This window comes from Methylomarinovum tepidoasis, from assembly GCF_030294985.1.
Lineage (GTDB): Bacteria > Pseudomonadota > Gammaproteobacteria > Methylococcales > Methylothermaceae > Methylohalobius > Methylohalobius tepidoasis.
The window spans coordinates 1,247,138-1,269,741 of sequence record NZ_AP024718.1 but is presented as its reverse complement, the minus strand read 5'-3'; the positions used below and the strand labels follow the sequence as shown (position 1 = coordinate 1,269,741).

General features: G+C 64.2%; 20 protein-coding genes and 1 riboswitch. Of the genes, 9 read left to right on the top strand and 11 right to left on the bottom strand.

The features are described 5' to 3' along the window. Positions 1-61 precede the first annotated feature (61 nt). The 3 genes from MIN45_RS06430 to thiC all read left to right on the top strand — a co-directional run bounded on the left by MIN45_RS06430 (position 62) and on the right by thiC (position 4,732). On the top strand, positions 62-1,561 hold the full coding sequence (locus MIN45_RS06430; protein WP_286291066.1) for a sodium-dependent transporter: 1,500 nt from the start codon (positions 62-64) through the stop codon (positions 1,559-1,561). After that, entirely contained in the window at positions 1,558-2,697 is a 1,140-nt protein-coding gene (locus tag MIN45_RS06425) for an aminotransferase class V-fold PLP-dependent enzyme (RefSeq protein ID WP_286291064.1), read from the top strand. Before MIN45_RS06430 ends, MIN45_RS06425 begins: the two co-directional genes overlap by 4 nt. Before the next feature lie 51 nt (positions 2,698-2,748). Continuing rightward, a riboswitch (TPP riboswitch) is annotated at positions 2,749-2,854 on the top strand. A gap of 24 nt (positions 2,855-2,878) precedes the next feature. Next, on the top strand, positions 2,879-4,732 hold the full coding sequence (gene thiC / locus MIN45_RS06420; RefSeq protein WP_286291063.1) for a phosphomethylpyrimidine synthase ThiC: 1,854 nt from the start codon (positions 2,879-2,881) through the stop codon (positions 4,730-4,732). A gap of 67 nt (positions 4,733-4,799) precedes the next feature. On the opposite strand, the gene MIN45_RS06415 is transcribed toward thiC, so the two are convergent. From MIN45_RS06415 to metK, 5 genes are all read right to left on the bottom strand, one after another. Beyond that, positions 4,800-6,041, bottom strand: coding sequence for a cytochrome-c peroxidase (locus tag MIN45_RS06415; protein WP_286291061.1), 1,242 nt, complete (start codon positions 6,039-6,041; stop codon positions 4,800-4,802). A gap of 131 nt (positions 6,042-6,172) precedes the next feature. Next, positions 6,173-6,889, bottom strand: a complete 717-nt coding sequence (locus tag MIN45_RS06410; protein WP_286291059.1) for a 16S rRNA (uracil(1498)-N(3))-methyltransferase — start codon at positions 6,887-6,889, stop codon at positions 6,173-6,175. A gap of 4 nt (positions 6,890-6,893) precedes the next feature. After that, complete coding sequence (metF, locus tag MIN45_RS06405; RefSeq protein ID WP_286291057.1) at positions 6,894-7,733, bottom strand: methylenetetrahydrofolate reductase [NAD(P)H]; 840 nt, start codon at positions 7,731-7,733, stop codon at positions 6,894-6,896. A gap of 24 nt (positions 7,734-7,757) precedes the next feature. After that, positions 7,758-9,068: an adenosylhomocysteinase gene (ahcY, locus tag MIN45_RS06400; RefSeq protein WP_286291056.1), complete on the bottom strand. Its 1,311-nt coding sequence runs from the start codon at positions 9,066-9,068 to the stop codon at positions 7,758-7,760. 23 nt (positions 9,069-9,091) lie between these two features. Beyond that, positions 9,092-10,264, bottom strand: coding sequence for a methionine adenosyltransferase (metK, locus tag MIN45_RS06395; RefSeq protein ID WP_286291055.1), 1,173 nt, complete (start codon positions 10,262-10,264; stop codon positions 9,092-9,094). Between the two features lie 204 nt (positions 10,265-10,468). Here metK and MIN45_RS06390 point away from each other — a divergent pair, with 204 nt between their 5' ends. The 5 genes from MIN45_RS06390 to MIN45_RS06370 all read left to right on the top strand — a co-directional run bounded on the left by MIN45_RS06390 (position 10,469) and on the right by MIN45_RS06370 (position 14,780). Continuing rightward, complete coding sequence (locus tag MIN45_RS06390) at positions 10,469-11,125, top strand: YiaD family glycine zipper/OmpA-like lipoprotein (protein ID WP_286291053.1); 657 nt, start codon at positions 10,469-10,471, stop codon at positions 11,123-11,125. Between the two features lie 79 nt (positions 11,126-11,204). Next, the gene (gene phoB / locus MIN45_RS06385; protein ID WP_286291052.1) at positions 11,205-11,894 is read left to right on the top strand and encodes a phosphate regulon transcriptional regulator PhoB; all 690 of its coding nucleotides are present in this window, start codon (positions 11,205-11,207) and stop codon (positions 11,892-11,894) included. A gap of 6 nt (positions 11,895-11,900) precedes the next feature. Further along, positions 11,901-13,187: a phosphate regulon sensor histidine kinase PhoR gene (gene phoR, locus MIN45_RS06380; RefSeq protein ID WP_286291051.1), complete on the top strand. Its 1,287-nt coding sequence runs from the start codon at positions 11,901-11,903 to the stop codon at positions 13,185-13,187. Next, entirely contained in the window at positions 13,184-14,038 is an 855-nt protein-coding gene (locus MIN45_RS06375) for a PstS family phosphate ABC transporter substrate-binding protein (RefSeq protein ID WP_286291050.1), read from the top strand. Before phoR ends, MIN45_RS06375 begins: the two co-directional genes overlap by 4 nt. Before the next feature lie 103 nt (positions 14,039-14,141). After that, on the top strand, positions 14,142-14,780 hold the full coding sequence (locus tag MIN45_RS06370) for a DUF4126 domain-containing protein (RefSeq protein ID WP_286291049.1): 639 nt from the start codon (positions 14,142-14,144) through the stop codon (positions 14,778-14,780). Here the strand turns inward: MIN45_RS06370 and MIN45_RS06365 are convergent. From MIN45_RS06365 to MIN45_RS06350, 4 genes are read right to left on the bottom strand one after another with little or no spacing between them, the layout of a single operon-like run. Then, positions 14,777-16,291: a GGDEF domain-containing protein gene (locus MIN45_RS06365; protein ID WP_286291048.1), complete on the bottom strand. Its 1,515-nt coding sequence runs from the start codon at positions 16,289-16,291 to the stop codon at positions 14,777-14,779. The genes MIN45_RS06370 and MIN45_RS06365 overlap by 4 nt on opposite strands. Next, positions 16,288-17,043: an endonuclease/exonuclease/phosphatase family protein gene (locus MIN45_RS06360; RefSeq protein WP_286291047.1), complete on the bottom strand. Its 756-nt coding sequence runs from the start codon at positions 17,041-17,043 to the stop codon at positions 16,288-16,290. Before MIN45_RS06360 ends, MIN45_RS06365 begins: the two co-directional genes overlap by 4 nt. Then, entirely contained in the window at positions 17,043-17,669 is a 627-nt protein-coding gene (locus MIN45_RS06355; protein WP_286291046.1) for a thiol:disulfide interchange protein DsbA/DsbL, read from the bottom strand. The genes MIN45_RS06360 and MIN45_RS06355 overlap by 1 nt, the downstream gene beginning before the upstream one ends. Positions 17,670-17,679: 10 nt before the next feature. Next, positions 17,680-18,207, bottom strand: a complete 528-nt coding sequence (locus tag MIN45_RS06350; RefSeq protein WP_286291045.1) for a c-type cytochrome — start codon at positions 18,205-18,207, stop codon at positions 17,680-17,682. A 132-nt stretch (positions 18,208-18,339) separates the two neighbouring features. Here MIN45_RS06350 and yihA point away from each other — a divergent pair, with 132 nt between their 5' ends. Beyond that, positions 18,340-19,041 (top strand): ribosome biogenesis GTP-binding protein YihA/YsxC, encoded by a 702-nt coding sequence (gene yihA / locus MIN45_RS06345; RefSeq protein ID WP_286291044.1) that lies wholly within the window; start codon positions 18,340-18,342, stop codon positions 19,039-19,041. Between the two features lie 195 nt (positions 19,042-19,236). On the opposite strand, the gene polA is transcribed toward yihA, so the two are convergent. Continuing rightward, on the bottom strand, positions 19,237-21,936 hold the full coding sequence (polA, locus tag MIN45_RS06340; RefSeq protein ID WP_286291042.1) for a DNA polymerase I: 2,700 nt from the start codon (positions 21,934-21,936) through the stop codon (positions 19,237-19,239). Between the two features lie 39 nt (positions 21,937-21,975). Continuing rightward, positions 21,976-22,536, bottom strand: a complete 561-nt coding sequence (locus tag MIN45_RS06335; RefSeq protein ID WP_286291041.1) for a rhodanese-like domain-containing protein — start codon at positions 22,534-22,536, stop codon at positions 21,976-21,978. Positions 22,537-22,604: the final 68 nt, after the last annotated feature.

Below are 22,604 nucleotides of genomic sequence, written 5' to 3'. Positions count from 1 at the left end.
TGCTTGATCGGACAACAGCTTTTCCCGTAAAGTTTCAAATTTTGAACGATAAGGAAAGGTCATGGCGCGGGAACAGTGGAAGAGCGAATGGGGCTTTCTGATGGCGGCGGTAGGATCGGCCATCGGCCTGGGCAACATCTGGCGCTTCAGCTATCTGGCTTACGAGCACGGCGGCGGCGCCTTCCTGATTCCCTACCTCACCGCGCTGCTGACCGCCGGCATCCCACTGCTGATCCTGGAATACGCCATCGGCCACGAGCGCATCGGCTCGGCTCCCCTGGCCTACGCCAAGATCGGCCGGCGCTGGGAATGGCTCGGTTGGTGGGCGGTATGCCTGACCCTGTTCGGCATCATGCTGTACTATAGCGTGGTGATCGCCTGGTGTCTGGATTATTTCTTCTACAGTTTCCGTCTCGCCTGGGGGGACAATCCCAACGCCTTTTTCTTCAAACGCTTCCTACAGGTGTCCGACTCTCCTGCGGACCTGGGCGAGATCCGCACCCCCATCCTCTACGGCCTGATCGCCGTCTGGTTCTCAAGCTGGTGGATCGTCTATCGGGGCGTGCAACGGGGCATCGAACTGGCCAGCAAGATCCTCATGCCCACCCTGCTGGGGCTGACCGCCGTCCTGGTGTTCTGGTCCCTGACCCTGGACGGGGCCCTGACCGGCCTGAAAGCCTACGTCACCCCCGACTTTTCCAAGCTCGCCAACCCCAAGGTGTGGATCGACGCCTACAGCCAGATCTTCTTCACCCTGAGCCTGGGCTTCGGCATCATGATCGCCTATGCCAGCTACCTGCCCGACAAGGCCGAGATCACCGGCAACGCCCTGCTGACCGCCTTCATCAACTGCGGCTACTCCCTGTTCGCCGGCATCGCCGTGTTCGCCGTGCTCGGCTTCATGGCCAGCGCCGAGGGCAAACCACTCGCCGAGGTGGTGACCAAGAGCATCGGCCTGGCCTTCGTCGCCTATCCCAAGGCGATGTCGCTGATGCCCGGCGGCAACCTGTTCGGGGCGGTGTTCTTCCTGTGTCTGGTGGTGGCGGGGCTGTCGTCGGCGGTGTCGATCATCGAGGCCTTCATTTCCGCGGTGGCGGACAAGTTCGGCGCCCCGCGGGGGCCACTGGTGACCGTCGTCTGTATCCTCGGCTTCCTCGGCTCCATCGTCTTTGCCACCCGCGCCGGCCTGCTGTGGCTCGACATCGTCGATCATTTCCTGACCCACTACGGTCTGGTACTGGTAGGGGTGCTGGAGTGCCTCGTCATCGGCTGGTGCTTCCGGCTGCCGCTGCTGCGCGAGCACGTCAACCGGATCTCCTCGGTCCACCTCGGGGCTTACTGGGACGGGCTGATCAAGTTCTTCGTCCCCCTGGTGCTGCTGGTGATTCTCGCCGGCGATCTGTATCAGGACATCACCGAACCTTACGGCGGCTATTCCTGGGTGGCGCTGATCCTCATCGGCCGCGACTGGCTGCTGGCGAACCTGGCCCTGGCCTTCGTCCTCGCCAACCGTCCCTGGCGCACCGAAAATCACCGCCGCCCCGGCCGGAGGCTGGCATGAGCCACCCGGCCTTCGAACTTGAACCGGACCTGATCTACCTCAACCACGCCGGCGTGGGACCTTGGCCGCGCGCTACGAAACAAGCCGTCAGCACCTTCGCGGCCGAAAATGCTCGTTGGGGAGCGGTGGACTATCCCCGCTGGCTGGCGGTGGAAAAGCGCCTCAGGAAACGGATCCGGGCGCTTCTCAACGCCCCCTCCAGCGACGACATCGCCCTGGTGAAAAACACCTCCGAGGCCATTTCCTTCGTCGCCATGGGACTGGACTGGCATGACGGCGACAACGTGGTCACCAGCAACGAGGAATTTCCCTCCAACCGCATCCCCTGGGAGGCGCTGCGGGATCGGGGGGTGGAACTGCGCCAGGCCGATCTTGCCGCCGGCAAACCTGCGGAGGACGCCCTGTTCGACTTGGTGGACCGCCGCACCCGCCTGATCACCGTCAGCTCGGTGCAGTACGCCACGGGGCGGCGCATGGATCTGGAACGCATCGGCGAATTCTGCCGCCGGCGCGGCCTCCTGTTCTGCGTCGACGCCATCCAGAGCCTGGGCGCCCTGCGGGCGGACGTCCAGGCCTGGCAGGCCGATTTCGTCATGGCCGACGGCCACAAATGGCTGCTGGCTCCGGAAGGGCTGGGGCTGTTCTATACCACGCCCAAAGCCCGTGACCGCCTGCAACTGCTGGAATACGGCTGGCACATGGTGGAACACGCCGGCGACTACGACCGCCGCGACTGGCAGCCGGCCACAAGCGCCCGCCGTTTCGAATGCGGCAGCCCCAACATGCTCGGTATCTTCGGCCTGGAGGCCAGCCTGGCGCTGCTGCAGGAAACCGGCATGGAAACGGTGGAACGCCAGGTGCTGGCCAACGCCGCCTGGCTGATCGAACGCATCCAGGCCGACCCGGATCTGGAACTGCTCACCCCGCCGGACCGCCACGCCGGCATCGTCACCTTCTGCCCCCGGCGGGACGATCCGGCGCAGCTTTTCGAACAGTTGCGCCGCCAGAAGGTGATCTGCGCCCTGCGGGGCGGGGGCATCCGTTTCTCGCCGCATTTTCACAACGACACGGCCCAGCTGGACCAGGCGCTAATACAGGTCAGGCGTGGGTTGCAAGGCAATGGTGTCAGCGGGTGAGCTGACCCACCTGCCAAGCTTGCATTACCCCTGGCGATGGGATAGTTTTGCATCATGGGCTAGGGGTGCACCGCTCGGGCCCGGGAGCGGTGCTGAGAGAGACCCTTCGAACCTGATTCCGGTTAATACCGGCGTAGGGAAGCCCGGGTCTGTCCCTGCGCCTCCCGCTGTGGAGAGACCCATGAACGCGATTCCCGAACAGTTCCTGCAGAACGTCCAGGCCAAGAAGGCCGCCATCAAGCCCTTCCCCGCCTCCACCAAGATCTACCTCGAGGGCAGCCGTCCGGATATCCGGGTACCGCTGCGCCGCATCGATCAGTCCCCGACCCAGACCAGTCAGGGGCCGGTGGCGAATCCGCCAGTGTACGTCTACGACACCTCCGGCCCCTACACCGATCCTGAAGTCGAGGTCGATCTGACCAAAGGACTGCCGCCGCTTCGGGCCCGCTGGATCGAGGAACGCGGCGACACCGAAGCGCTGCCGAAACTCACCTCGGAATACGGCCGCAAGCGCCTCGACGATCCGGCCACCGCCCACCTGCGCTTTCCCGATCCGCGCCGCCCGCGCCGCGCCAAACGCGGGGCCAACGTCACCCAACTGCATTACGCCCGCCGCGGCATCATCACCCCGGAGATGGAATTCATCGCCCTGCGCGAGAACCAGAACCTCCAGGCCATGAAGGAAGCCTACGGCCAGCGCATCCACCCGGGCCAGCCCTTGGGCGCCCACCTGCCGGAGGAAATCACCCCGGAATTCGTGCGCCAGGAAGTGGCCGCAGGGCGCGCCATCATCCCCGCCAACGTCAACCACCCCGAATCGGAGCCGATGATCATCGGCCGCAACTTCCTGGTCAAGGTCAACGCCAACCTGGGCAACTCGCCGGTGGTGTCCGACATCGAGGAGGAAGTGGAGAAAATGCTGTGGGCGATCCGCTGGGGCGCCGACACGGTGATGGACCTGTCCACCGGCAAGCACATCCACGAAACCCGTGAGTGGATCCTCCGCAACTCGCCGGTTCCCGTCGGCACCGTCCCCATTTACCAGGCCCTGGAGAAGGTGGACGGCAAGGCCGAAGAGCTGACCTGGGAAATCTTCCGCGACACCCTGATCGAACAGGCCGAACAGGGGGTGGACTACTTCACCATCCACGCCGGCGTGCGCCTGGCCTACATTCCGCTGACCGCCAATCGGGTCACCGGCATCGTTTCCCGCGGCGGCTCGATCATGGCCAAGTGGTGCCTGGCCCACCACAAGGAAAGCTTCCTCTACACCCACTTCGAGGAAATCTGCGAGATCATGAAGGCGTACGATGTGGCCTTCTCCCTCGGTGACGGCCTGCGCCCCGGCTCCATCGCCGACGCCAACGACGAGGCCCAGTTCGCCGAGCTCAAAACCCTGGGGGAACTGACCCGGATCGCCTGGAAGCACGACGTCCAGGTGATGATAGAGGGGCCCGGCCACGTGCCCCTGCACCTGGTGAAAGAGAACGTGGACAAGGAACTGGCCGAATGTTACGAGGCCCCCTTCTACACCCTGGGGCCGCTGGTGACCGACATCGCTCCCGGCTACGACCACATCACCTCCGCCATCGGTGCCACCAACATCGGCTGGTACGGCACCGCCATGCTCTGCTACGTCACCCCCAAGGAGCACCTGGGGCTGCCGGACAAGGAGGACGTGCGCGAAGGCATCGTCACCTACAAGATCGCCGCCCACGCCGCCGATCTGGCCAAGGGGCATCCTGCGGCCCAGTACCGCGACAACGCCCTGTCCAAGGCCCGCTTCGAGTTCCGCTGGCTGGACCAGTTCAACCTCAGCCTCGACCCGGAAAAGGCCCAGGAATTCCACGACGAAACCCTGCCCCAACAGTCGGCCAAGGTGGCCCACTTCTGCTCCATGTGCGGGCCGCACTTCTGCTCCATGAAAATCAGCCAGGAAGTGCGCGACTACGCCGAACAGGAGATCGAAATCGGGATGAAGGAGAAATCCAAGGAATTTCTGCAGCAGGGAGCGGAGATTTACCGCAAATTGTAATGCGGCTTTCAGGCAATCTGGGGGAACCGAACCTCCCTGTTCGGCTCACATACGGCACGTAAGACCTTCAGTCCCACCCCATAGGACCGTCACCCCAGCGCCGGGGAAGATAGCCGTCGGTCAGGGTCTTGAGAAAGGCGACGATATCGTCGATCTCCTGATCGGTGAGCCCCAGGTTGCCTAATTCCTCCCTGTTCATGGTTTCCGGGACTTCCGGTGGTCCCCAGCGGTCCGGATGCAGATCGCGCGTATTGTAGAACTGGACGACCTGACGCAGCGTGGTGAAGATACCGTTGTGCATGTAGGGTCCGGTAATGGCCACGTTGCGCAGTGAGGGAACCTTGAACTTGCCATCCTCCTCTGCAGGATCGGACGCCCCTTCCGGCAGAGACCCGTGACGCTCCATCCAGGCACGCAGGGTATCACCCAGGCCCAGATCCACTTGGTGTACCGCATCACCCACGATCGTCGGGTCGTTCTCGTAGAAAGGATTGCCCGGATTGCGCGGTACACCGAGATTGTCATAGCTGAAATCGGTAAAGAGCGGCGGGTTGCCATCCTCGTCCGGCGCACTCGGATGGCAGGCGGCGCAATTGCCTTTCTTGGGATCGTTGAAGAGCGCCAGGCCACGCAGCTCCTGTTCGCTCAACTCGGCTTCTCCATGCAGCCAGGCATCGTACTTCGAAGTGAAAGGGGAAAAGAAGCGGGTGCGCTCGAAGCGGGCGATCGCGCTTGCCACGTACTCGAACAACTGGGCATCGTCATCCAGCGCCCCAGGCCCATAGACTATTTCGAACAGCAGCGCATAGGGCGCCCGACGCACCTTCTCGACCAACGTGGCGACATCCGGGTTGTTCATTTCCAACGGATTCAGGAAGGGCTGCTTGGCCTGTTCTTCCAGCGTCGCAGCTCTGCCATCGAGGAACTGACCGCCGAACCACAGCCCTTCCTCGGGATCGAAATGGAACGCCGGACTGAAGGCGGCATAGGCCGCCTGCGGGGTGTTGCGCAGGCCAAAGCGGTCCGGAAGCACCCCCTCGGAGGTGGGAACGCCCTTGTCCGGATCCGTGAAGGCATGGTCAGGATCATGGCAGCTGGCGCAAGACTGTCCCGCAGGTTCCGACAGGCGGGTATCGAAAAAAAGCGCTCTGCCCAGATGGGCTTCCAAACGCTCTTTGTACATGGAACGATGCGTATGATCCAACTTGGACGCCAGAGTCTGGGTTGGGATGCCCCAGATCGGTAAGGTGCAGAAGGAGGCGGCAACGAGCGTGCGAACGACTGAGACAGGCAAGGGCAGGCGAGACATATCGACCTCTCTATTGTTGATTGTTAATAATAATGATTATCATTATATATCTCTGCTGCGCAGTTGCAATAGTCGAGAGGAATACGGATGAAAACCAAGCCTTCCCTGGCAATGGCCACCCCTTAAGAGACTCAGAAATCCCCCCAGCACAACTGTACCGCCGTCAGCGCCGCCACGGCGGCAGTCTCCACCCGCAGAATCCGCGGTCCCAGGGCTGCCGGGGCGAAACCGGCCGCCCTGGCGCGATCCAGTTCCTCGGATGTCAGCCCGCCTTCCGGACCGATCAGCAGGCTCAATTCCGCGTCCGGGGCAGGCAAGGCGGCAAGGGGACGACCGTCCGGGTCGAGCACCAGCCCCCGGCGGCCCGGCAGCCAGTCGGCCAGGGCCTGAGGCGTCAGCGTCTCCGGAACGCGATTGCGACCGCACTGCTCGCAGGCGGCGACGGCGATGGCCTGCCAGTGGCGGCGCTTGTGTTCGGACCTGTCGCCTTCGAGACGGACGTTACAGCGCGCGGTCAGCAGCGGGGTGATGGCCGCCACCCCCAGCTCCACCGCCTTCTGCACCGCCCAGTCCATGCGCTCGCCCTTGGCGATGGCAAGCCCCAGATGGATCTTCAGGGGAGATTCGGCCTCCCGCTCGTGCCAGGGACCGATGCGAAGGCGTACCGCCTTGCGGTCGAGGGCGAGAACTTCGGCCTCGAATTCGCCGCCCTCGCCGTTGAAGACCACGAGGGCGGCCCCGGGGCGCAGGCGCAGCACGGTACGCAGGTAGCGGGCCCGATCGTCCGTGACGGCGATCTCGCTGTCAGACCGAAGCGGGCGGGGAAGATAGAGACGGGGACGGCGCACTCAATCAGGCCAGACCCAGATTACGGCAGATGGTCAGGGTTGGTTCGGCCCGGTTCATGGTGTAGAAGTGCAGGCCGGGCACGCCCCCTTCGATGAGGCGCTGGCACAGTTCGGTCACCACTTCGATGCCGAAGGCGCGGATTGCCGCCAGATTACCGTCGAAGGCCTCCAGACGTTTGCGCATCCAACGCGGGATCTCGGCACCGCACAGATCGGAAAAGCGCGCCAGCTGGGCGTAATTGGTCACCGGCATGATGCCGGGGACGATGGGAATGGCCACCCCCAGGTCGCGGCAGTCGGCGACGAAATGGAAGTAGGCGTCGGCGTTGTAGAAGTACTGGGTGATGGCCCCGTCGGCCCCGGCCTCGACCTTGGTGACGAAGTGCTGCAGGTCGTCCGGGTAGCTGGGCGCCTGGGGATGGGTTTCCGGATAGGCGGCCACCTCCAGGTGGAAATGGTCGCCGGTTTCGGCACGGATGAAGGTCACCAGATCGCTGGCGTAGCGGAAATCGCCATCGGCGTGCATCCCCGAGGGTAGATCGCCGCGCAGGGCGACGAGGCGGCGGATGCCCCGGTCGCGGTAGTGGTCCAACAGGGCGCGGATCTCGGCTTTGGTCGAGCCGATGCACGACAGGTGGGGCGCTGCCTCGACCCCGGTTTCGCGCTGGATCTCTAGCACGGTTTCGAAGGTCTTGTCGCGGGTGCTGCCCCCGGCGCCGTAGGTAACCGAGAAATAGGCCGGACCGAGAGCGGCCAGTTGTCGGTAGGCGTCACGCAGCTGGGCGGCCATCTCCGCTGAACGGGGCGGAAAGAATTCGAAACTCAGGGCGATGGAACGGCTCACGCAACTTCCTGATCGTTTACGACGTCAATACCGATAATGATCCGGCTTGTACGGCCCGTCCACCGGCACGCCGATGTAGGCGGCCTGGGCCTCCGTCAGCCGGGTCAGTTTGGCGCCCAGTTTGGGCAGGTGCAGGCGCGCTACTTTCTCGTCGAGGATCTTGGGCAACACATAGACTTTGTTCTCGTACTTGCCCGGATTGTTCCACAGTTCGATCTGGGCCAACACCTGATTGCAGAAGGAGTTGGACATCACGAAGCTGGGGTGGCCGGTGGCGCATCCCAGATTCACCAACCGTCCCTCGGCGAGCAGGATGATGCGCTTGCCGTCGGGGAAGATGACGTGGTCCACCTGGGGCTTGATGTTCTCCCATTCATACTGCCTTAGGCTGGCGACGTCGATCTCGTTGTCGAAGTGGCCGATGTTGCAGACGATGGCGTTGTTCTTCATCGCCTGCATGTGCGCATGGGTGATGACGTGGTAGTTGCCGGTTGCGGTGACGAAGATGTCGGCCACTGGCGCGGCGTCCTCCATGGTGACCACCCGGTAACCCTCCATCGCCGCCTGCAGGGCGCAGATGGGGTCGATTTCGGTGACCCAGACGGTGGCCCCCTGACCGCGCAGAGACTGGGCGCAGCCCTTGCCCACGTCGCCGTAACCGAGAACCACGGCGATCTTGCCGGCGATCATCACGTCGGTGGCGCGCTTGATGCCGTCGAGCAGGGACTCGCGGCAGCCATAGAGGTTGTCGAACTTGGACTTGGTCACCGAGTCGTTGACGTTGAAGGCCGGGCACTTGAGCGTGCCTTCCTTCATCATTTCGTACAGACGGTGGACGCCGGTGGTCGTCTCCTCGGAAACGCCGCGGATGTCCTCCAAAAGCTCGGGGTATTTCTCGTGCACCACCTGGGTCAGGTCGCCACCGTCGTCGAGCAGCATGTTGGGGCGCCAGCCGCCCGGCCCGAACAGGGTCTGGTCGATGCACCACCAGTATTCCTCCTCGGTTTCCCCCTTCCAGGCGAACACCGGGATGCCGGCGGCGGCGATGGCGGCGGCGGCGTGATCCTGGGTGGAGAAGATGTTGCAGGAGGACCAGCGCACCTCGGCGCCTAGTTCCACGAGCGTCTCGATCAGCACCGCGGTCTGGATGGTCATGTGCAGGCAGCCGGCGATGCGGGCGCCTTTCAGGGGCTTCTGGTCGCGGTACTCCTCGCGCAGAGCCATCAGACCGGGCATTTCGGTCTCGGCGATGCGGATCTCCTTGCGGCCCCAGTCGGCCAGGGAGATGTCGGCGACTTTGTAATCCGGTTGCAGGTTGGCAGCGGGCTGGTTCATGGTGATTTCCTCAAGAAGCAGGTTCAGGAACGGGGCGGCAGACCGGCGGCGTCGCGCAAAGCCTCGGCCTTGTCGGTGCGCTCCCAGGTGAATTCGGACTCGCTGCGACCGAAGTGGCCGTAGGCGGCGGTCTTGCGGTAGATCGGCCTGAGCAGATCAAGCTCCTCGATCAGGCCGCGCGGGCGCAGATCGAAGTGTTCGCGCACGATCTCCACCATGCGGGATTCAGCGATCTTGCCGGTACCGAAGGTTTCGATGGTGATCGAGGTCGGCTCGGCCACGCCGATGGCGTAGGAAACCTGGATCTCGCAGCGCTCGGCAAGTCCGGCGGCGACGATGTTCTTGGCCACGTAGCGGCCCATGTAGGCGGCGGAGCGGTCCACCTTGGTGGGGTCCTTGCCGCTGAAGCAGCCGCCGCCGTGGCGGGCCATGCCGCCGTAGGTGTCGACGATGATCTTGCGTCCCGTGAGGCCGCAGTCCCCCACGGGTCCGCCGATGACGAACTGGCCGGTGGGGTTGACGTAGAACCGGGTGTCCTTGTGGATCCATTCCCGCGGGAGGACCTTGAGGATGATTTCGTCGATCACCGCCTCGCGGATGGCACTCTGAGGGATGTCGGGCGCGTGCTGGGTGGACAGCACGATGGCGTCGGCAGCCACCGGGCGGTTGTCCTCGTAGCGCAGGGTGACCTGGCTCTTGGCGTCGGGACGCAGCCACGGCAGTACCTTGGCCTTGCGCAGCTCCGCCTGACGCTGCACCAGTCGGTGAGCGTAATAGATCGGGGCGGGCATCAGGACTTCGGTTTCGTCGCAGGCGTAGCCGAACATCAGCCCCTGGTCGCCGGCGCCCAGATCCTTGTTTTCGGCCTCGTCCACCCCCATGGCGATGTCGGGCGACTGCTTGCCGATGGCCTGGAGCACCGCGCACGACTGCCAGTCGAAGCCGATGGCCGGATCGTCGTAGCCGATGTCGCGCACCACCTCGCGCACCAGCTGCTCGGCATCGACCCAGGCGCTGGTGGTGATCTCCCCGGCCAGCAGCACCATGCCGGTCTTGACCAGGGTCTCGCAGGCCACCCGCCCCTTGGGATCCTGAGCCAGGATGGCGTCGAGCATGGCATCGGAGATCTGATCGGCGATCTTGTCCGGATGCCCTTCGGAAACCGATTCGGAGGTAAAAATGAAGTCTTGGCTCACCCTGAAAAACCTCTTGTCATTGAGCTTGGAAATCGGCGAAATGCGCAATCCGCGCCAAATCGCGTTATTCTAACTGAAATGTAGCAGCAATCGGGAAATCCGGGGTGAGAATTCCTCATCGTCGGCTGAACGGGATTCATGACGGATTCATCCCGATGCTGCCATGATTCGACCCATTCCAACGACATCGCCAAGGAGAACGCCATGAACAAAAAACTCGTACTCATTCCCGGCCTGATGCTGCTGGCCGGCTGCACCACCAATCCTTACACCGGCGAACCCCAGGTCAGCAAGACCGTCATCGGCACCCTGGGAGGCGCGGCAGCCGGCGCGGCCCTAGGGGCGGCCGGCGGCGCCATCGCCGGCAACCCTGGAAAAGGCGCCGCCATCGGCGCCGGGGTCGGCGCCCTTGCAGGGATGGGCGTCGGCGCCTACATGGACCGCCAGGAAGCCATCCTGCGCCAAAAACTGGCCGGCACCGGGGTACGGCTGGTGCGCGAAGGCAACAACCTGCGTCTGATCATGCCAGGCAACATCACCTTCGCCACCAATTCTTCCGAAATCGCCCCGCAGTTCTATTCCACCCTCAACGCCATCGCCCTGGTACTGAAGGAATATCCGGAAACCCTGATTGAAATCACCGGTCATACCGATTCCACCGGCAGCGAGGAATACAACCTGCAACTGTCCCAACGCCGGGCCCAGGCGGTGGCCCAGTACCTCATCGCCCAGGGGATCGCCCCCAACCGCATCATCGCCCGCGGCATGGGGGAAAGCATGCCCATCGCCGACAATTCGACCCCCCAGGGGCGGGCCATGAACCGGCGGGTGGAGATCCGCATCCGGCCGATGCAGCGCTGAAGACAGGCACCCGGCAGCTCACACGATTGTCATCTGCCGGGGATGAACTGATTGTCAAGCCGATTGCTTTCGAACCATCATGGCAAACGTCGCTATTCTGATCGTCGAGGACGAAACGCCCATCCGCGAAATGCTGCGGATGGTCCTCAGACAGGCCGGCTTCGAGGTCCAGGAAGCCCCCGACACCCGCCAAGCGAACCGTCAATTGTCCCGGAAACGTCCGGATCTGATTCTGCTCGACTGGATGCTTCCCGGCCAGAGCGGTATCGACTGGGCCCGGCGGCTGCGCCGTGACGCCGATTTCAGCGACCTGCCCATCATCCTGCTGACCGCCCGCGGCGAGGAGGAGGACAAGATCGCCGGCCTCGACTGCGCCGACGACTACGTCACCAAACCCTTCTCCCCGCGGGAACTGATCGCCCGCATCAACGCCGTGCTGCGCCGCTTCGGCAAGGGGGAGAAACCCGGCATCCTCCATGTCGGTGGCATCACCCTCAACCCTGAAGAACACCAGGTGGAGATCGACCGCCGCCCGGTCGATCTCAGCCCCACCGAATACCGCCTGCTGGAATTCTTCCTCACCCATCCCGACAAGGTCTACAGCCGTCCTCAGCTGCTCGACCGGGTCTGGGGACGGGAGGCCTATATCGAGGAACGCACCGTGGACGTCCATATCCGCCGCTTGCGCAAGATCTTGGCGGAATTCGGCCGCGATGCTATGATCCAGACGGTCCGCGGTTTCGGCTACCGCTTCACGGCACAGCCTTAAGCTCACTTGAACGCCCTGCTCTGGCGCACGGAAGGCCCGATCGTTTTCTGGGGATTGCTGGCGGCGCTGCTGGTCGGCTGGCTCGAGCAGCGTCTCTTCCTCACCCTGGCGGTCTTCTTGCTTCTCTACCTGGGCCGTCATCTGTACTATGCCGCCCAGCTGCTGGCCTGGCTGAACGACCGCAAGACCGAACTTCCCGACGGCAACGGCGTCTGGAGCGAAATCTTCCACCGGCAACGGTTGCTGCAACGCCGCCACCAGCGACGCAAGCGCCGCCTGGGGAAAATGCTCAAACGCTTTCGCCAAGCCACCGAGGCGTTACCGGACGCCACCGTGGTGCTGGACGAAGACTTCATCATCGAATGGTTCAACCCCGTCGCCGCCCAATTGTTGGATCTGAGGCGCCGGGACATCGGCATCCGAATCGACGCGCTGCTGCGTTCACCGCGGTTCATCGACCACCTTGAGGCCCGCCGTTTCGACCGGCCGGTCACCCTGCCTGCACCCGGCGACGAACGCCTGCAACTGGAGATCCGCATCGTTCCCTATACCGCCGATCACTATCTGCTCATCGCCCAGGACGTCACCCAGATCCGGCTCCTGGAGCGGCAGCGACGGGATTTCGTCGCCCACGCCTCCCACGAACTGCGCACGCCGATCACAGTGCTCAAAGGCTATCTGGAAACCCTCATGGACAGCGGGGCGGTAACCGAATCCCTGCGCCCGGTGCTGCCGCGCATGGACGAACAAATCCGCCGGCTTCAGCATCTGATCGACGACCTCCTCTACTTGAGCCGACTGGAAACCGATCGCTGCCAGGTCAGCCACGATCGCTCCGTCGAAGTGGCGGCGATACTCGAAGACATTTGCCACGACGCCGCCCACCTCCGGACCGAAACCGCCCCCATCCGTCTTGAGATCGAATCTTCCGCCCGTCTCCTCGGCAACGGGCAGGAGCTGCGCAGCGCCTTTTCCAACCTGGTGGTCAACGCGGTCCACTACACCCAGCCGGAAGGGAAAATCACGGTCCGCTGGTACGACGACGGTGATCAGGCCTGCCTGGAAGTCACCGATACCGGCCCCGGCATCCCGGCCGAACATCTGCCGCGGCTGACCGAGCGTTTCTACCGGGTCCCGGAGGCCGATGCCCGCAATCCGACCGGAACCGGCCTGGGTCTGGCGATCGTCAAGCACGTGCTCAACCGCCACGGCAGCCATTTGGAAATCGAAAGTGAAGTCGGGCGGGGCAGCGTGTTCCGTTGCCGCTTTCCCTCCGCCCGGGTGCAGCGATGAGGCACTGCGGACGCTGTTTCGTCCTGACCATTCTGCTCGGCTGGATAATCCTGGAGCCGGCGGCAAGCGCCCGACCCCTGCGGCTAGTGACGGAACCGCTGCTGGCGCCCGTCGCTGCCGCCTGGATCGAACCCCGACCCGACGCCAGCCGCCAGACCGCCAACGCCCTGACGGCCGTCCAGACCCTGATCCAGGGACGTGCCGATGCCGTCGCCATCGCCCGGCCGCTGACGCCGGCGGAGCGGCGGCTGCTGCCCAGGCCGGTGCTGTCGCTGCCCGTCGGTCTCGACGGCATCGCCCTCTACGTACGCCGCGACGCTCCCCTGCAATCCCTGAGCCTGGGGGTGCTGGAACGCCTGTTCTTCGCCACCAACCGTTGCCATCCTACCGCGCCGCCTGTCTCCCTGGCCCGACGTTTCGGACTGGCGGCGGCGACCGCCCGGCACTTTCAATTCAGCGCGCAGGTCGGCTGTGGCAGGCCGCTTGCCGGCGCTGTCGCACAGCTGCCAGGAGACAGGGACGTGATCGATGCCGTGGCGGCCACCCCCGGGGCCATCGGTTTCGCCAGCGCCAGCCTGGCACCGGCGAAGGGCGTCCGGGCCCTGGCGCTGGCACGCCGTCCCGACGGGCGGCCGGTCCCGCCGAACCGCATCACCCTGGGGCAGGGGCGCTATCCGCTGACCCACTACCTCTATCTTCACTTTTATGCGGATCGGCAGGAAGCCGTCGAACTGGCCAGGCACGCCCTGTCACCGCCCGGCCAGCACGTGCTGGCGCGCCGCTTCACAGCCCTGCCCAATCCGCTCAGGATCAAGGCGTTGCAGAGACTGACCGCGCCCGGCACCCATTGATTTGCGCTTTCGAGGGCCGGGAAGCGGCCTACCGCAACAGTTCAATGACGATTCAGCGCCGCTGGGTTATCCTTGGATTCTGTCCATCCGTCCGGAGCCTCCGATGGAAACCCTAGACCAGATCACCCAGACCCTGGCCCTGTCCATGGGCGCCGCCTGGGCCAGCGGCCTCAATCTGTACGCCACTCTGCTGGCGCTCGGCATCCTGGCCCAGACCGGCAACCTGCAGCTGCCGCCGGATCTGCAGATCCTCGCCAATCCGCTGGTCATCGGCGCCGCCGGGTTCATGTACCTGGTGGAATTCGTCGCCGACAAAACCCCCGGCGTCGACACCGGCTGGGACAGCCTGCACACCTTCATCCGCATTCCCGCCGGCGCCATGCTCGCGGCCGGCGCCATCGGCGACCTCAACCCCGCGGTGGAACTGGCGGCGGCGATCGTCGGCGGGGGAATCGCCGCCGGCACCCACGCCACCAAGATGAGCACCCGAATGCTCATCAACACCTCCCCCGAGCCTTTCAGCAACTGGACCGCCTCGGTGGCCGAAGACATAGCGGTCTTTGCCGGAATCTGGGCCTCGCTGCGCCACCCCTGGCTGTTTCTGGGGCTGCTGCTGGCCTTCATCCTGCTGATGATCTGGCTGCTGCCCAGGTTGTGGGCGGCGATCCGGGCCGTGCTCGCCTGGCTGGGGCGGAAGTTCGGGGGCACGCCGGCGGCGCCGCCCCGGGACGATACCGGCTAACGGGCGATGCAACGGTCGCGGCCGCGTTCCTTGGCCTCGTAGAGCGCCTGATCGGCACGCTCGATCAGGCTTTCGGGGGTATCGTTCTCCTGCACCTGGGTCAGGCCGCAGGAGATGGTGATCGGCACCGGCTTGCCGCGGCTGTTGAAGCCGCATTCCTTCACGGCCCGACGCAGTTTCTCGGCCAGCTTGAGCGCACCCTCGCGCCCGGTTTCCGGCAACAACATGAGGAATTCCTCGCCGCCGTAGCGGCCGACGAAGTCCACCTCGCGGATTCCCTTCCGCAACACCTGGGCCACCACCCGCAGCGCCTTGTCGCCGGCCTGATGGCCGAAACGGTCATTGATGCGCTTGAAATGGTCCACATCCCAGAGCAGCAGGCTGAAAGGCTCTCCGAAGCGGCGCCAGCGGGCAAATTCCTGCACCAGGCGCTCATCGACCGCCTGACGGTTCGGCAGGCCGGTGAGCGGATCATGCAGTGCCTGATGATGAGCCAGGCGCAGGCGCTGACGCAGATCTTCCGCTTCCTGTTCCAGTTCCCGCAGGCGCCGGGTCAACTCGGCGATCTGACGCTCGGCCGTCTGGTTGCGGCTTTGCTCCGCCTCGCGAAACGCCTGCAGCTGTGCGCTCAGGATGTCGAGACGTTCGGCCACCGCCTGCTTGAGAGATTCCAGGTCGGTTTCCCGCAGGGTGTGCAGCCGCAGGTGGTCCACATGAATGGACAGTTTCTCGTTCCAGTCCCCCCCTTCCCCCAGCAGCAGCTCGCTCACGTCCAGGGTTTGGGATTCGAGGGTTTGCAGCTTGCCGCTCAGCTGTTCGAGGAAGCTCTCGATCGCCGCCTGTTCCTGCTGCAGCCGTGCGTTGATGGCGTTGAGCAGTTCGGCGGTTCCCTCCAAGGCTTCGGCGACCGCTCCCTCTTGCGTCAACACCCCGGTCAGGCGTTCTCCCGCCTCGGCCAGATCGGGGGGAATCTCGATCTCCGCAAGCAATCCCAGCAGCTGGCGCTGCAACGAAGCGATACCGTCGCTTTCCCGGCGTCTGCGGCCCCCGAACCATTCCCCCAGCCGCTGCCAGGGGGATCTGGGCGGGGCGGCGAACAGGTCACGCAGGGCATCGCGCAATGCAGCGCCATCGGGAAATGCCTTGCCGGCCAACGCCTCGAGGCGCTGGCGTTCGCGCTCGTCAGGGGCGCACTCGTACAGGAAAGCGATCACTTCCTGCTGCCAGGAAGGAGGGGCTCCATCCGTTTCCTCTTGTCCATGACGCAGGATCTGCTCGGTCAGGGCATCGACCTGTTTCAGACGGTGCTGATTCAAAATCCCTTTGCGCAGAATCTCCCGCAATTGCGCCAATCCGGGATCGGCCGCCGGCCGGCAGCCCTCGTAGGCCAGCGTCAGCCGGATCAGGGCCCTGGCCAGGCGCTTTTCGTTACGCGCCTGCAGGGCCTGCTGTTCATCGAGCTCCCGGGCCAGATCGACGGCCTTCTGCTTCCAGGGGTTGGTTTCCGTCATGCCGCCAGCGCCGAAACGGTTTCCGGGATAAAGATCTCGGCCCCCACCGGCAGATGATCGGAGCAGACGAAATCGAACGCCTGCATCCAGTTCACCTCCAAGGTGGGACTGACGAGAATGTGATCGATCTGACGTTGCGGGCGCCAGCTAGGGAAAGTCGGCGCCGATTCCGGGGACCGCAGCCCGGTGCGGCCCAGAAAACGCCGCAGGCTGCGGGAACGGGGGTCGCAATTGAGATCGCCCATGACGACCACGTGCCGCAGACCCTGGAGCCGCTCGGCGATGAAATCGAGCTGGCGTGACCGGGTTCTGGCGCCCAGCGCCAAATGTACCACCGCCACATGCAGGGCGCTCTCCCCTTCCCCGAAACGCGCCAGCAACGCCCCCCGCCCCGGAAGCCCCGGCAGCGAGGTGGTATAGACAGAACCGGGGGGAATCCGGCTGAGCAGCCCGTTGCTGTGCAGAGCCAAACGACCGAAGCGGCGGTTGACCTGGTTGTACCAGAAAGGAAACTCCGCCTGGCGGGCCAGGTATTCGGCCTGGACCACGTACTGGCTGCGGGCACCACCGCCGTCGACCTCCTGCAGCCCGACGATGTCGAAAGGCCGCAGGAAGTCGGCGATACGCGCCAGATTGGCGAAACGGTGTTCGCAGGGCCACAGGTGCTGCCAGCTTTTGAGCAGATAGTCCTCGAACCGGCGGGTGTGGATGCCGGTCTGGACGTTGAAGCTGGCCAGCCGCAGGGTCGGCATCAGGGCTTGGCGGTGGCCAGCTTCTGGCGTTCCTGGGCCACCAGCTGATCGAGCACTTTGATCATGTCCTCGAAGCCGCCGGCGGTACGGCCGGTGATCAGGTATTTGCCGTTGACCACCAGCGCCGGCACTCCGGTGATGCCGTATTCGGGCGCCATGGCCTCGGCCTGGCGCATTTTCATGTCCACCATGAAGGAATGGAAGGTGTTTTTGAAAGTGTCCTTGTCCACGCCGTGGGCGGCGAAGAATTCCGCCAGTTCTTCCTCCTCGGCCATGCGCTTTTTCTGCCTGTGCATGGCGTCGAAGAAATCCTTGTGGATCTTGTCCACCACCCCCAGGACCTCGGCGGTGAAATAGGCCCTGGCCTGCGGCGCCCAGTGGGGACCGAAGATCGCTGGCTGGCGCTTGAACACCACGTCGGCAGGCTGTTTCTTGCGCCAGGCTTCGAGATAAGGGTCAAAGCGGTAACAGTGAGGACAGCCGTACCAGAAAAATTCGATCACCTCCACCCTGCCCGGGTCCTCGGTGGCCTTGGGGGGATCGAGCTCGAGATACGGCTTGGCGAAGGCCGGCAACGCCACCAGCAACAGCCAGCCGGCGAACAAGATTCGAAGCATCGCTTTCATTCCGTCTCCTTCACTTCAAGGTGGCGATGTAGGCCGCCACCGCTTTCATTTCATCCTCGGTCAGGCGGGCGGCGATCTGGCGCATCGGTGCTTTCTCGCCACTACGTGCGCCCTTGGCGTAATCGGTCAATGCTTTGACCGTGTAGGCGGCAAATTGTCCCTTCAGCAGCGGGAAACCGGCGGGCGCGTTGCCCTGTCCCTCCGGGCCGTGGCAGGCGCTGCAGGCGGGAACCTTTTTCTCCGCGATCCCGAAACGGTAGATCCGCTCCCCTTGCGGATCGGGCTCCCCTGCTTCCGGCTCGGGTTTTTGCGCCGCGAAATAGGCGCTCAGTTCGGCGATGTCGTCATCGCTCAAAGCGGCGGCGATGGCGTTCATCGCCGCCACCTGCCGGGTGCCGTCCTTGAACTGACGCAACTGGTTGCTCAGATATTTGAAATTCTGTCCTGCCAACTTGGGAAATACCGGCATCGCCCCCTTTCCGGCCTCGCCGTGGCAACCGGCGCACTGGGCCGCTTTTTCCTTCGCGGCCGCCGACACCTGGGCGGCACCTGGAAGCGCCGCGCCGGTCAGACCAACGATTCCGATCAATGTTAGTATAGTTCTAAATTGCATCGTTCCCTCCCGATTCGTATTGTCAGGTTATTGTACCCATTTTGTCCTTGAAATCTGATGAATCCGCTTTACCACCGCGCCCGCTTTCTCCTCGGCACCCTGGATTTCGCCCGCGACGTCCCCGATGCGGGCTTCGAAGTCGCCTTCGCCGGCCGTTCCAATGCGGGCAAGTCCAGCGCCCTCAACGTCATCACCCACCAAAAGTCCCTGGCCCGCACCAGCAAGACACCGGGCCGGACCCAGCAACTAGTGTTCTTCGAGATCGACGAAAAGCGGCGGCTGGTGGACCTTCCCGGCTACGGCTACGCCAAGGTGTCGGGCAAGACGCAGCAACGCTGGCGCCAAGCGCTGGAGGACTATCTACGCTCGCGCCGGTGCCTCAAGGGGGTGTTCCTGATGATGGACATCCGCCATCCCCTCACCGAGTTCGATCGGCGCATGATCGCGTGGTGCGGCTACTACGACCTGCCGCTGCACATCCTGCTCACCAAGGCGGACAAACTCAAGTACGGCAGGGCCAAAAGCACGTTGCTGCAGGTGGAAAAGGCCTTGGCCGAATCACCGATCCAGCCGAGCGTGCAACTGTTCTCCGCGCCCAAGCGCTTAGGGGTGGACGAGGCCCATGCGGTGCTGGACCGCTGGCTGGAAACCGAAGACAAAAAAAACCCCGAAGCCAAGGGGGAGAGGCTTCGGGGTCAGTCAGGCTCCGGCTTGGGGGAACCGGAGCGGCTCGCTACTCATAAGGGAGGAAATGAGTAGGTTGGGCGTCGTTCCCGACACGTATTCCTAAGACTGACCCCGAAGGCGAAAGTTCCACGGACCAATTCACCCCAGAAAAGCGGCGGGTGACGGCCTTCGGGGACGCTGTGAACCCATCCCTGGGCGCTCGGTACCCGGCCATCCGGGCCGGGTACGCCCCTCAGTCCGTCACCCGCCGCTTTCCCACACCCCCCCTCAATGGGCCTCGTCCCAGTTAGCCCCGATGCCCACATCCACCACCAACGGCACTTGCAGGTCCGCCGCCGACGCCATCCGCTCACGGATCGCCCGGCAGGCTTCCTCGATCCACTCCTCGGCAACCTCGAACACCAGCTCGTCATGCACCTGCATGATCATCTTCACCGGCGCCCCGCTGCCACGGATCCAAACGTCCACGGCGATCATCGCCCGCTTGATGATGTCGGCGGCGGTGCCCTGCATCGGCGCGTTGATGGCGGTGCGCTCGGCGTACTGGCGGCGCTGGGGATTGCGTGACCGCAGCTCCGGCAGATACAGGCGGCGACCGAACAGGGTTTCCACGTAGCCCTGCTCGTAGGCCTGACAGCGGGTGCGCTCCATGTAATCGCGCACGCCGGGATAACGCTCGAAATAGCGGTCGATGTAGCTTTGCGCCTCTTCACGCGCGATCCCCAGCTGTTTGGCCAAACCGAAGGCGGACATGCCGTAGATCAGACCGAAGTTAATGGCCTTGGCGCGGCGGCGTTGTTCGTCCGTGACTGCCTCCGGCGCCACTCCGAACACTTCGGCGGCGGTGACCCGATGGACGTCGGCGCCGGCGGAGAACGCCGCCAGGAGATTGGGGTCTTCGGACAGGTGGGCCATGATCCTGAGCTCGATCTGGGAATAGTCCGCCGCTACCAGCTTGCAGCCCGGCGGCGCGATGAAGGTACGGCGGATACGCCGCCCCGCCTCGGTGCGAATGGGAATGTTCTGCAGGTTGGGATCCGAGGAAGACAGCCGCCCGGTGGCGGTGACCGCCTGGTGATAGGAGGTGTGGACCCGACCGGTGCGGGGATGGATCTGCCGGGGAAGCTTGTCGGTGTAGGTGCTTTTGAGCTTGCTCAGGGAGCGGTATTCCAGGATCAGCCGCGGCAGCTCGAAATCTTCCGCCAGCTTCTGCAGCACTTCCTCGGCGGTGGAAGGCTGACCCTTGGGCGTCTTCTTCAGGACCGGCAGGCCCAGTTTGTCGTAGAGGATGTGCTGGATCTGCTTGGGGGAGTCCAGGTTGAACGCCTCCCCGGCAAGGCAATGGACCTGTTCCTCCACTTTTGCCATGCGCTCGGCCAGCTCCGCGCTGAGACGGGCCAGCTCGTCCCGGTCCACCAGCACCCCACAGCGCTCCATGCGCAGCAGCACCGGCACCAACGGCATCTCGATCTCCTGGTACAGGCGCTTGAGCTTGGGCTCGGCTTCCAGTTTGGACCAAAGCACCTGGTGCAGGCGCAGGGCGATGTCGGCGTCCTCGGCCGCATAGGGCGCCGCCTGCGCCAGGGCGACCCGGGAGAAGCTCACCTGCTTCGCGCCCTTGCCGGCCACCGCCTCGTAACTGACGGTCTTGATTCCCAGATAGGTCAGGGCCAGAGAATCGAGGTCGTGCCGGGTGGCGGTAGGATTGAGGACATAGGACTGAAGCATGGTGTCGTGGGCGATGCCGCGCAGTTCGATCCCGTGATTGGCGAGCACGTGGGCGTCGTACTTGAGATGCTGGCCCACCTTGGGATGATCCTCCGACTCCAGCAGCGGCCGCAGTCTCTCCAGAACGGCCTCACGCTCCAGCTGCGCCGGGGCGTCGGGATAGTCGTGGGCCACCGGCACGTAGGCGGCCTCGCCCACCTCCACCGCGAACGACAGACCCACCAGCCGGGCGTCGAGATAGGCGAGATCGGTGGTCTCGGTGTCGAAGGCGAACAGCGGACTGGTCTCCAGGCGCTCGAGCCAGGTCTGCAGCTGATCCTCGGCCAGCACCGCCCGATAATCGGCAGGATCGCCATCCTGGGCCGATTCCCCCTGGGTCGTGGGCAGATCGAGCTGGCGCAGCCAGGTGGTGAATTCGAAGCGCTTGAGCAGCTCGATCAGTCGGGCGGTATCCGCTGGACGCCGTTTCAAATCTTCCGGGTTCAGATCCAGGGGCAGGTCGTCGTGAACCCGGACCAGATCCCGCGACAGCCGCAGCTGCTCCAGGTTGGCCCGCAGGTTTTCCCCCACCTTGCCCCTGATCTCGTCGGCATGGGGGATGATCTCGTCCAAGGAGCCATACTGCCTCAGCAGCTTGGCCGCGGTCTTGGGGCCGATGCCGGGAACCCCGGGGACGTTGTCGGAAGCGTCCCCCACCAGTGCCAGGTAATCGGCGATCTGGTCGGGGCGGACGCCGAATTTTTCCATCACCCCGACCGTGTCGAGGCGAGTTTCCGACATCGTGTTGTCGAGCAGGATGTGGTCGTCCACCAGCTGGGCCAGATCCTTGTCGCTGGTGGCCACCACCACGTCGAATCCCTCCCGCTCGGCCCGGCGCGCCAGGGTGGCGATGACGTCATCGGCCTCGACGCCCTCGATCTCCACCACCGGAATCCCCAGGACCCGAATCAGTTCCTTCAGGGGCTCCAGCTGGGCCTTGAGTTCATCCGGCATCGGCGGACGGTGGGCCTTGTAGGCAGCGAACAGATCGTTACGGAAGGTCTTGCCGGGAGCGTCGAACACCACCGCGAACCAGGGGGTGTCGTAGGTCTGCAGCAGCTTGCGCAGCATGTTGGCAACCCCGTAGATGGCGCCGGTGGGCTCGCCGCGGGCGTTGCTCAGGGGCGGCAGGGCGTGGAAGGCCCGGTACAGGAAGGAGGACCCGTCCACCAGGACGAGGCGTTTGCAGTCTTGGCTCATGGCGTTTCCGGATGGGGCCGGCGTCTTCGATATTGAAGATCAGCGGTGTTTGGCGGCGTCGTAAGGGCGGTAAAGCAGTTCATCCTTCAATTCGTAGGTGTACGGAAGGCCATCGTACTGCCAGCCTTCCACCCGTCCCCGACGGCCATAGAAGGGACTGTATTTCCGCAGCAAAGTTTTCTCCTTCGGGGTGCGGCCGGTAAAGGCAGCGCCCTCGAAACCGTCGCGGACGTTGTAGACGTGTTTGAAACCGGCCCGCACCAAGGCATCGGCCGCCGGGGCGCTGCGTCCGCCACTGCGGCAAATCACGAGCAGGGTGTCGGTTTTTTTGAAGCGAGCGGCCACGTCCTCGACGAAATGGGAGTTACGATGGGGCCCTCCGCGCAGGAAGACGAAGGGGATGTTGTAGGCCATGGGCGGATGGCCCACCAACTGGTACTCCTCCGGACTGCGCACATCGAGAAGATAGACCGAACCGGCCCCGCTCATCAGCCTGTCGTAAGCCTCGAGGGCGGTGATGTTTTGCGCTAGGCGCGCGTCCCCGGCCGCCTGGGCCAGGCCGGAAAGCAGAAACAACAGAAAAAGCAAGCGTTTGAACATCGGTTTTTCTCCCATGTCTATGAAACGAAGGCAACAGGATACCGCCTTCCCGGTCTTTTGGTATATTT

Excerpts from the sequence above, each read along its gene's own strand:
- MIN45_RS06430 (WP_286291066.1), top strand. The coding sequence starts at position 62 with ATGGCGCGGGAACAGTGGAAGAGCGAATGGGGCTTTCTGATGGCGGCG.
- MIN45_RS06425 (WP_286291064.1), top strand. The coding sequence starts at position 1,558 with ATGAGCCACCCGGCCTTCGAACTTGAACCGGACCTGATCTACCTCAAC.
- thiC (WP_286291063.1), top strand. The coding sequence starts at position 2,879 with ATGAACGCGATTCCCGAACAGTTCCTGCAGAACGTCCAGGCCAAGAAG.
- MIN45_RS06415 (WP_286291061.1), bottom strand. The coding sequence starts at position 6,041 with ATGTCTCGCCTGCCCTTGCCTGTCTCAGTCGTTCGCACGCTCGTTGCC.
- ahcY (WP_286291056.1), bottom strand. The coding sequence starts at position 9,068 with ATGAACCAGCCCGCTGCCAACCTGCAACCGGATTACAAAGTCGCCGAC.
- MIN45_RS06390 (WP_286291053.1), top strand. The coding sequence starts at position 10,469 with ATGAACAAAAAACTCGTACTCATTCCCGGCCTGATGCTGCTGGCCGGC.
- phoB (WP_286291052.1), top strand. The coding sequence starts at position 11,205 with ATGGCAAACGTCGCTATTCTGATCGTCGAGGACGAAACGCCCATCCGC.
- MIN45_RS06375 (WP_286291050.1), top strand. The coding sequence starts at position 13,184 with ATGAGGCACTGCGGACGCTGTTTCGTCCTGACCATTCTGCTCGGCTGG.
- MIN45_RS06370 (WP_286291049.1), top strand. The coding sequence starts at position 14,142 with ATGGAAACCCTAGACCAGATCACCCAGACCCTGGCCCTGTCCATGGGC.
- MIN45_RS06365 (WP_286291048.1), bottom strand. The coding sequence starts at position 16,291 with ATGACGGAAACCAACCCCTGGAAGCAGAAGGCCGTCGATCTGGCCCGG.
- MIN45_RS06360 (WP_286291047.1), bottom strand. The coding sequence starts at position 17,043 with ATGCCGACCCTGCGGCTGGCCAGCTTCAACGTCCAGACCGGCATCCAC.
- MIN45_RS06355 (WP_286291046.1), bottom strand. The coding sequence starts at position 17,669 with ATGAAAGCGATGCTTCGAATCTTGTTCGCCGGCTGGCTGTTGCTGGTG.
- yihA (WP_286291044.1), top strand. The coding sequence starts at position 18,340 with ATGAATCCGCTTTACCACCGCGCCCGCTTTCTCCTCGGCACCCTGGAT.
- polA (WP_286291042.1), bottom strand. The coding sequence starts at position 21,936 with ATGAGCCAAGACTGCAAACGCCTCGTCCTGGTGGACGGGTCCTCCTTC.
- MIN45_RS06335 (WP_286291041.1), bottom strand. The coding sequence starts at position 22,536 with ATGTTCAAACGCTTGCTTTTTCTGTTGTTTCTGCTTTCCGGCCTGGCC.